10 protein-coding genes and 3 tRNA genes are annotated in these 8,657 nt (G+C 66.4%); 11 read left to right on the plus strand and 2 right to left on the minus strand.

Annotated elements, in window-relative coordinates; all coding sequences use genetic code 11:
• Positions 1 to 1,398 (minus strand): GH25 family lysozyme (locus U9980_RS00015; protein ID WP_322766164.1); only part of this gene is annotated, 1,398 nt, incomplete at its 3' end.
• 364 nt (positions 1,399 to 1,762) lie between these two features.
• Here U9980_RS00015 and U9980_RS00020 point away from each other — a divergent pair.
• The 5 genes from U9980_RS00020 (at position 1,763) to U9980_RS00040 (ending at position 3,272) form a co-directional block, all read left to right on the plus strand.
• Positions 1,763 to 1,835: transfer RNA gene (locus tag U9980_RS00020), tRNA-Thr, on the plus strand.
• A gap of 86 nt (positions 1,836 to 1,921) precedes the next feature.
• Positions 1,922 to 1,995 (plus strand) — tRNA-Met (locus U9980_RS00025).
• Positions 1,996 to 2,095: 100 nt separating this feature from the next.
• Positions 2,096 to 2,260 carry a 50S ribosomal protein L33 gene (rpmG, locus tag U9980_RS00030; RefSeq protein ID WP_322747903.1) on the plus strand — a complete coding sequence of 55 codons (165 nt, stop codon included), beginning with the start codon at positions 2,096 to 2,098 and terminating at the stop codon, positions 2,258 to 2,260.
• 112 nt (positions 2,261 to 2,372) lie between these two features.
• Complete coding sequence (locus U9980_RS00035; RefSeq protein ID WP_322766165.1) at positions 2,373 to 2,834, plus strand: FAS1-like dehydratase domain-containing protein; 462 nt, start codon at positions 2,373 to 2,375, stop codon at positions 2,832 to 2,834.
• Positions 2,835 to 2,843: 9 nt separating this feature from the next.
• Positions 2,844 to 3,272, plus strand: a complete 429-nt coding sequence (locus U9980_RS00040) for a MaoC/PaaZ C-terminal domain-containing protein (protein WP_322747905.1) — start codon at positions 2,844 to 2,846, stop codon at positions 3,270 to 3,272.
• Positions 3,273 to 3,458: 186 nt separating this feature from the next.
• Here the strand turns inward: U9980_RS00040 and U9980_RS00045 are convergent, their stop codons facing one another.
• Positions 3,459 to 4,667: a pyridoxal phosphate-dependent aminotransferase gene (locus tag U9980_RS00045; protein WP_322747906.1), complete on the minus strand. Its 1,209-nt coding sequence runs from the start codon at positions 4,665 to 4,667 to the stop codon at positions 3,459 to 3,461.
• A gap of 453 nt (positions 4,668 to 5,120) precedes the next feature.
• Between U9980_RS00045 and U9980_RS00050 the strand changes: the two genes are divergently transcribed.
• The 6 genes from U9980_RS00050 to rplJ all read left to right on the plus strand — a co-directional run.
• Positions 5,121 to 5,193, plus strand: a tRNA-Trp gene (locus U9980_RS00050).
• Positions 5,194 to 5,223: 30 nt separating this feature from the next.
• Positions 5,224 to 5,472 (plus strand): preprotein translocase subunit SecE, encoded by a 249-nt coding sequence (gene secE / locus U9980_RS00055; RefSeq protein WP_322747907.1) that lies wholly within the window; start codon positions 5,224 to 5,226, stop codon positions 5,470 to 5,472.
• Between the two features lie 82 nt (positions 5,473 to 5,554).
• Complete coding sequence (gene nusG, locus U9980_RS00060) at positions 5,555 to 6,352, plus strand: transcription termination/antitermination protein NusG (RefSeq protein WP_322747908.1); 798 nt, start codon at positions 5,555 to 5,557, stop codon at positions 6,350 to 6,352.
• Positions 6,353 to 6,507: 155 nt separating this feature from the next.
• The gene (gene rplK, locus U9980_RS00065) at positions 6,508 to 6,939 is read left to right on the plus strand and encodes a 50S ribosomal protein L11 (RefSeq protein ID WP_322766166.1); all 432 of its coding nucleotides are present in this window, start codon (positions 6,508 to 6,510) and stop codon (positions 6,937 to 6,939) included.
• Between the two features lie 70 nt (positions 6,940 to 7,009).
• Entirely contained in the window at positions 7,010 to 7,723 is a 714-nt protein-coding gene (rplA, locus tag U9980_RS00070) for a 50S ribosomal protein L1 (protein WP_322747910.1), read from the plus strand.
• A gap of 334 nt (positions 7,724 to 8,057) precedes the next feature.
• The coding region (gene rplJ / locus U9980_RS00075; RefSeq protein WP_322766167.1) for a 50S ribosomal protein L10 at positions 8,058 to 8,657 on the plus strand (600 nt) is incomplete at its 3' end.

The following is an 8,657-nucleotide window of genomic DNA, read 5'->3' on the forward strand; positions in this document are numbered from 1 at the left end:
CTGGAAGGCGCTCTCGCGTCCGCCGTCCACCGAGTACTCATCACTGATCGGCAGGCCCAGGTCGGAGCCGGCAGCGCCGAACGCCAGGTAGCTGCGCAGGATCGACCCGTGCACCTCGTGCGCGCCGGTGGAGCGGCTCCAGTAGATCCGACCGCCCTGGAAGACCGACTGGCGGCTGCCAGCAGCCTCCGCGTCAACCTCATCGCTGGTTGGCCGGCCCAGGAGGCTGTTGCTGCCGCCCAAGGCGAGGTACCGGACGCTGATTCCACCGTGTACCTCGTGGACGTCGGTGGCAACAGACCAGAAGAGCAGTCCCTTCTGGAACTGCCTCCACCGCCCGCCGCCGCCGGCGGGTCCTTCGTTCCGGATGGGCACCGCGAGCAGCGAACGTACTCGAGCCTCCGCGTTGTAGCGCTTGTCGATCTCGCTGGCCCGTCCGTCAGCACTGAGCGCCAATGATCCGGCGCTGCAGCAGAAGACGTTCATGTCGATGTTTCCGGCGATACCGGGGACGCTCGCGGACGACGTGTACTGCCATATCGACCATTTTTGCCAGCCACCGGGCAGGGGTCCGGGGGACGAGGCGGCGTTGTAGATGGCGAACCACAACGGGTAGCGGGAAAACAATGTCGTGTTCTTCATGACATCGGTCCAGAACGACCGATAGGTGTACAGGATCGGAGCCCGCCCGGTTTTGGTTTCGATCTCCTCCAGGAAGGCCAGAGCCCATGCGGCGAGCTGGTCGGCAGATAACCCGCCCCGCGCCTCGAGATCGAGGACGGGCGCCAGCTGGCCCGCGGAGCGGGTCGGTCCGGTGATGGCAAGGAAGCGGTCCGCTTGGTCGATCGCCGTCGCGATCGGCAGCATGGGCCGCGCGTAGTGGTATACGCCGACGGCGAGGCCAGCCTGTCGCGCGTGGTCACGATCAGTGGCGAAGTAGGGGTTGGCGTAACTGTTACCCTCCGTCGCCTTGATGACGACGAAATCGATGCCCGCCGAGCGGACCGCGTTCCAGCCGATCTCCGTGCTGCCGGGGTGCTGCCATGACGAGATGTCCACGCCCCGCGGCCAGCCGGCCGGGATGGCCAGCGCCGAGCGGGTTCGGGTTGGCGTCCCCTCGCCGGGTGGCGCGACGGTCGTGCCTTCGCCCAGGGGCACGTCGTCGGGCGAGACGTAGTCCCGGCGGAGGTCTACCGCGGTGACGTGTGCTGCGGTGACGTGTGCCGCGGTGACATAGGCGGCGGTCAGGTCGCCTGAGACGCCGGCGCTCGCGGCCGTGATGAGCGTCACCACGGCAGTGGCAGTGATCGTCTGTGCGACCGTCCGCGTGGGACGCCGTTGCCGGGGCGTCGGCGATCGGCCCGGATCATCGTGGTGGCGGGTGGTGGGAGGTGTCATCTGCATGGGGCTCCCTGGCAGGTGGGGTGGACTGGCCGATGGGTGATCCCGGATGACAGCCTCGCTCGACCGCTGACTACGCTAAGCGCTTGACTCATTACTTACAGATATATTCACAGGTGCCGGATGGACTTTGTCGCTACTCACGGTTTTCAATCGGCCCGATTGGGCGAAACGTCGTAGCATTAGGTAGCACGCTGGCTTGGGATCTTGACAGCTCTCGCCAAAGATCCACTTGTTGCGGATCGCCGGTGCCGGTCGCCTGTCCCTCGGGCGGAGATTCGCCGCGACCGGGGATCCGAGCTCGTCGGCGGGGTGCCGTCCCAAGCGCCGTCCTGTCGTGTAGCCTTAAGCGCGCGCACATGCCCCTTTAGCTCAGTCGGCAGAGCGTCTCCATGGTAAGGAGAAGGTCTACGGTTCGATTCCGTAAAGGGGCTCTGTGGTAGCGGTCGGTAGTCGGGCAGCCGGCATCCGGCCGCTGCTCCGTCGGTGGGATTGATTGCTGACGGAGCTGATCCACCAAGGCGGTGTAGCTCAGCCAGGCAGAGCAAGCGGCTCATAATCGCTGTGTCGCCGGTTCAAATCCGGCCACCGCTACCGGCCGGGTCACGACCCGCCGAGGACGACGCGCGGTCGTCCCGCATGTCCAAAAGCTTTGGTTCGTTCTTGTCCGACCTGCAGGAAGAGGCACAGCACCGTGGCCGCCACCGATGTCCGTCCGAAGATCACCATGGCGTGTCAGGTGTGCAAGCACCGCAACTACATCACACGCAAGAACCGCCGCAACGACCCCGATCGCCTGGAGTTGCGCAAGTTCTGCCCGAACTGCCGGGCGCACACCGAGCATCGCGAGACCCGCTGACCCCTTGGCGGTCGCATTCGGTGCATGCGCCCTGTCTGCCTGTCGGAGTAGTCCCGCGGGCCCAGGGCGCTTTGCTGCGCAACCCGCCACCACGGTGAGATCGGAGCACGCAATGCCGCTCAACCGGGATTTTGTCGGGCGCAGGTTTGTCGCTGACACATCGTTCCTGGTCGGACGCGAGCATATCCGGCAGTTCGCCCTGGCGATCGGCGAGGACAGTCCGCTCTGTTATGATCTTGATGCCGCCAAGTCCGCCGGCTACGTCGATCTTGTCGCGCCACCCACCTTTCTGACAGCGCTCAGTATGTGGCGGCCAGTCATTCCCACTCATGATCCCACGCTCGGCCTTGACTACTCACTGGTAGTGCATGGTGAGCAGCAGTATTCACTGCGCCGACCGGTCGTAGCCGGCGACGAGATTATGGTGTCGGGCACGATCACCGACATCCGAAACGCCGGCCGCAACGAATTGTTGATCAGTGACTACGAGTTCGTGACGACCGCTGGTGAGGTGGTGGCAGCGGCGCGGGCGTCGCTGGTCTCCCGCGGAACCGCCATGGCAGAGAAGGGCTGAGAGGCCACGATGGCGGCGACCGTTGCCTATGACGATGTCGAGGTCGGTACCCTCATTCCGGAACGCGAGTTCCGGATCCGCCGTGAAGATCTTGTGCGTTACTGTGGAGCGTCAGGCGACTTCAACGTGATCCACTGGAATGAACGGGCCGCTACCGAGGCCGGTCTGCCCGGAGTCATCGCACATGGGATGTACACCATGGCCAGCGCGGCGCGGCTTGTCACCGACTGGGCCGGCGACCCCGGGGCGATCGTCGACTACGGCGTCCGCTTCTCGTCGTTCGTGCCGGTGCCGGACGACGATGCCGGTGCCGCGGTCGTGGTCAGCGGCGTGGTTGCCAAGAAGCTGGACGACAACCAGGTAGTGGTGAAAATCACGGTCCGGTGCGATGGAACCAAGGTGCTGTTGGGGTCGCGCGCTACCGTCCAGCTTTCCTGATCGATCCCCGGGACAATCCGCAGCCGATCCTTACGACCCATGACGGTACTACCCATGACGGTGTGTCGGGTAGTCCGGCGCGGCTCCTGGACACACCGTCAGTCGTTAGTGCTGCGGGGGCTGCGGCCTCCGGGCGCGCGATCTGACGATCATCGCGCGCCCTTTGGCCCTCTGGGCGACTTCTGGTCAGTCCGCCTCGGCCAGTAGATCGGACATGCGCCGCACACCGGTGGTCAGGTCGTCGTCACCGAGCGCGTAGGACAACCGGGCGTAGCCGGGTGTCCCGAACGCCTCACCTGGCACGATCGCGACGCCGGCCTCCTCGAGGATGAGCGTGGTCAGGGCCGCCGAGGTTGTCGGGGTGCGTCCCCGCAGCGTGCGACCAATAACACCGAGCAACGACGGGTAGCAGTAGAAGGCACCTTCCGGCATCGGACACACCACGCCGGGGGTGTCGGAGAGCATGCGGTGCATGGTCTGGCGACGTCGGTCGAAGGCGAGGCGCATCTGGGCCACCGCGTCCAGCGGGCCGGCCACGGCTGCCAGCGCCGCCGCCTGTGCCACATTGGAGACGTTGGACGCGGCATGGGACTGCAGGTTGATGGCTGCCTTGACGGCATCCGCCGGTCCGATCAGCCAGCCGACCCGCCACCCCGTCATCGCATAGGTCTTGGCGACGCCGTTGACGACGATGCAGCGGTCGGCGATCTCGGGGACCTCTACCGGCAGGGAGGCGAAGCGGGCGTCGCCGTACACCAGGTGCTCGTAGATCTCGTCGGCGATCACCCACAGCCCGGCATCGGCGGCCCAACGCCCGATCGCCCGGACTTCCTCGGGTGTGTGTACGGCGCCGGTCGGGTTGGACGGCGAGCAGAACACCAGCACCTTCGTGCGGGGGGTGCGAGCCGCCTCCAGCTGCTCCACCGTGACCCGGTAGCCCTGGTCGGGAGTGGTCACGACGTCCACCGCCGTGCCGCCGGCAAGCCGGATGGACTCCGGGTAGGTCGTCCAGTACGGAGCGGGCAGCAGCACCTCGTCGCCGGGGTCGAGGAGGGTCGCGAACGCCATGTAGACGGCCTGCTTGCCGCCGTTGGTGATGAGTACCTGGCTGGCGGGGACGTCGAGGCCGGAGTCGCGGCGGGTCTTGTCCGCCACCGCCTCCCTGAGCTCCGGTAGGCCGGCAGCCGGTGTGTAGCGGTGCATCTTCGGATCGCCGCATGCCTTCTCGGCAGCGGCGACGACATGGTCGGGAGTGGGGAAATCCGGTTCGCCGGCACCAAAGCCGATCACGTCCCGGCCGGCCGCGCGCAGCGCCTTCGCGGTCGAATCCACGGCAAGTGTCGCCGAAGGGGCGATGCCTCCGACGCGGTGAGAGATCCGGGTCATGACCGTCATGCTGCCACGCATACCGGGTTGCCCGCTCGATCATTGGGACGCTCCGTCCGGATCATGCCCGGGTGCCCGGTGTATCTGGACCAGGTGGCTATGTGGGCGGTGACCGTTGGCCCTGCCGGTCGCGCGATGTCGCGCTATAATCGCGCGACCCCGGGCGGGTGAGGTGGTCGGCGGTCAGCTGGGCAGTCGGTCCGGCCAGCCGCTGTCCAGCCGGCCTCTTTCCGGCTAGCCTGAGGGGGGCGGAGATGGTGAACCCGATCGCAGGCTCGCGGCTGTGGGCCGCGTAAGGGGCCGCGTAAGGGGCCGCGTAGGGAGTATGGTGGATGCGCTTGGGCTGTCATCCCCGTATGTAGTATCGCGGATGATCTTCAGGGTCACGTGATCTCCAGGGTCACGGTCGGGCCTGGGTTCGTTTCGACCGACGATGCTGCCGCGGCGACGGTCGTGGTGTAAAGGGGCGTGGCTCAATTGGTAGAGCACCGGTCTCCAAAACCGGCGGTTGCAGGTTCGAGTCCTGTCGCCCCTGCGGTATCCGACGACCAGGTAGGTGGAGTGAGTGGCGACCGACACACGTGACGCGGCACCGCGGGCCGGCCAAGCGACCCGGCCCGCAGCCCGGCGCCGTACTTCGCCGCTGCGCTTCTACCGAGAGATCGTCGCCGAGCTTCGGAAGGTCATCTACCCGGGTCGAAGTGAACTGATCACCTATGTGGTGGTGGTGCTCATGTTCTGTTCGATCATGGTGGCATTCGTCGCCTCGCTGGACTTCGGTCTTACCAAGGCGGTGTTGGCGATCTTCGGTTGATATGAACCGCGGTCCGCGGACCCATGTCACCGCAACGCCCGCACAGCTCACAGAGCTCGGTCAAGAGAGAAGGAACGTCCGCGTGTCCCAGGTTCCCGAGCACGTCTCCTCCGAACAGGGGGAGGCTCTCGACGGTCTCAACCCGCTGGCGGCACTGGCGCACGACGAGGTGGCAAGCACGGAAGCCGGCGCCCTGCCGCAGGACGGCGAGGGCGGCGACGGCTCCACTGGCACCGACACCGACCCCGGCTATCTCGCCACGGCCGCCCCGGATGTCGACCAGCCCGCCTTCGACGAGGACGACGAGGACGATGATGACGACGTCCGGCGGGCGCTGGCGGACGCGCCCGGAGACTGGTACGTCATTCATTCATATGCCGGCTATGAGAACAAGGTGAAGACGAACCTCGAGACTCGGATCTCCAGCCTCAACATGGAGGAGTACATCTTCCAGATCGAGGTGCCGACCGAGGAGGTCCCGGTCATCAAGAACGGCAAACGGCAGCTGGTTCAGCAGAAGAAGTATCCGGGCTACATCTATGTCCGTATGGACCTCACCGACCAGTCGTGGTCGGCCGTTCGGAACACTCCCGGGGTGACCGGCTTCGTCGGCCTGACCAACAAGCCGTCGCCGTTGCGGACGGAGGAGGTTGTTTCGATTCTCGCGCCTCCGGCACCGCCCGAGAAGAAGGCCGAGACGGTCCGGGTGCAGGAGTTCGAGGTCGGGGAGTCGGTGACCGTCATGGACGGCCCGTTCGCGACCCTGCCCGCGACCATCAGTGAGATCAACCTCGATGCACAGCGGCTCAAGGTGCTGGTGTCCATCTTCGGCCGCGAAACCCCGGTCGAGCTTCAGTTCAACCAGGTTGCGAAGATCTGATCTGCCCGATGGCCGATGGTGGAGCGATCATGTGCGTGCTCGCGCCGCCGGAGGTTCCAACCAGCCCGGCGATGCGTTAGCCGGCTGACGGCGGCGCGGTCACCGCACTTTTTGCGCCGACGGAGACCCCAGGAAACCCAGAGAGAAACGACACCATGCCTCCCAAGAAGAAGATCTCGGCCATCATCAAACTCCAGATCAACGCCGGTGTGGCGACACCCGCACCTCCGGTGGGCCCGGCGCTCGGCCAGCACGGCGTCAACATCATGGAGTTCTGCAAGCAGTACAACGCGGCCACCGAGTCACAGCGTGGGAATGTCGTCCCGGTCGAGATCACCGTGTACGACGACCGTTCCTTCACCTTTGTCACCAAGACCCCGCCGGCGGCACGGCTCATCCTCAAGGCCGCCGGAATCGAGAAGGGCAGCGGTGTTCCGCACCGCACCAAGGTGGCGAACCTCACCGCGGAGCAGATCCGCCAGATCGCCCAGACCAAGCTGCCCGACCTCAATGCGACCACCCTGGACGCCGCCGAGAAGATCATTGCCGGGACCGCGCGGTCCATGGGCATAACCGTCAGCGGCTGACCGCCAAGGCCGGAACGACTGTGGGAGGGCGCCCGTCCGGGCTGCCCGCCATGACCACAAGGAGACACACATGAAGCGCAGCAAGGCATACCGGGCCGCCTTCGAGAAGATCGAAGCGGACCGCCTGTACACGCCGCTGGAGGCCGTTGCGCTGGCCCGGGAGACGTCCACCACCAAGTACGCCGCGACGGTCGAGGTCGCGCTGCGCCTGGGTGTCGATCCGCGCAAGGCCGACCAGATGGTCCGCGGCACCGTGAACCTGCCGCACGGAACCGGCAAGTCCCCGCGGGTTGCGGTTTTCGCCGTCGGCGAGAAGGCTGACGAGGCCGCCGCGGCGGGTGCGGATATCGTCGGCAGCGACGATCTCGTGCAGCGGATCCAGGAAGGATTCCTGGACTTCGACGCGACGGTCGCGACGCCCGACCAGATGGCGAAGGTCGGCCGTATCGCCCGGATCCTGGGGCCACGCGGACTCATGCCGAACCCCAAGACCGGAACCGTCACCCTTGACATCGCCAAGGCCGTCCGCGACATCAAGGGCGGGAAGATCAACTTTCGGGTGGACAAGCAGGGCAACCTGCATATCGTGATCGGAAAGACCGCTTTCACCGATGAGCAGTTGATCGAGAACTACGGTGTCGCGTTGGACGAGATCGTCCGGGTGAAGCCGTCGGCGTCCAAGGGTCGCTATCTGAGGAAGATCACGTTGACGACGACGATGGGTCCGGGAATCCCGGTCGATCCCAGCCGTACCCGTAACCTTCTCGAGGATGCCACGGTCTGATCTTTCCGGCGGGTCGCGATCCGGGGCTCCGGGTGTTCGGGGCTCCGGACACCCGGACCTTCGTGGTAGCCGCTTGGCGGCCCGTCGGTCCGTGTCTGGTCGTTGCGTGTACTATCTGACAAGAACCAAACCGAAGACCGCTGGTCGTCGTCCCGTTCCGGGGCGACCGAAGGTCCGGCATGACCGGGCGGCCCGCGCAGGTGAGGGAGCGTTGCCCCGGGGCTGGCGGCTAGCCGCGTACTCCCCGGTACTTCAGCCCCGTGCGCCTGCGCCGGGGCGTTTGTCGTTATCCGGCATCTTTCGGGCGACTGGCCAGACCCCATGAAGGAGCCCGATGGCGAAGCCGGAAAAGGTCGCCGCGGTAACAGAGATCGTAGACTCGTTCCGGGGCGCGTCCGCGGCGGTACTCACCGAGTACCGCGGGTTGACGGTGAGCCAGCTCACCGAGCTACGCCGTTCGCTGGGCGAGGGCACCGAGTACGCCGTGGTGAAGAACACCCTGACCAGGATTGCCGCCGCGCAGGCGGGCGTTACGGGTCTGGACGAACTCCTGGTCGGCCCGACAGCGGTCGCGTTCGTCACCGGCGACCCGGTCGAGGCGGCCAAGAGCCTGCGTGACTTCGCCCGCGCCAATCCCGCCCTGATCGTCAAGGGTGGGGTCGTCGAGGGCCGGTCGATGTCGGCAGACGACATCCGCAAGCTCGCCGATCTCGAGTCCCGCGAGGTGCTGCTCGCCAAGCTCGCCGGTGCGCTGAACGGGTCGCTGGCCCAAGCGGTCCGCCTGTTCGCGGCGCCGCTGTCCCAGGCGGCTCGCCTGGCCGAGGCATTGCGTGCCAAGCGGGAGGCCGAGCTGCCCGCGTCCGAAGCCCCCCTGCCGCAGGCGTCGGCCACAGACGGACCGGCCACAGACGGACCGGCCACAGACGGACCGGCC

The sequence above is a fragment of the Protofrankia sp. Cr1 genome, from assembly GCF_963555865.1.
Lineage (GTDB): Bacteria > Actinomycetota > Actinomycetes > Frankiales > Frankiaceae > Protofrankia.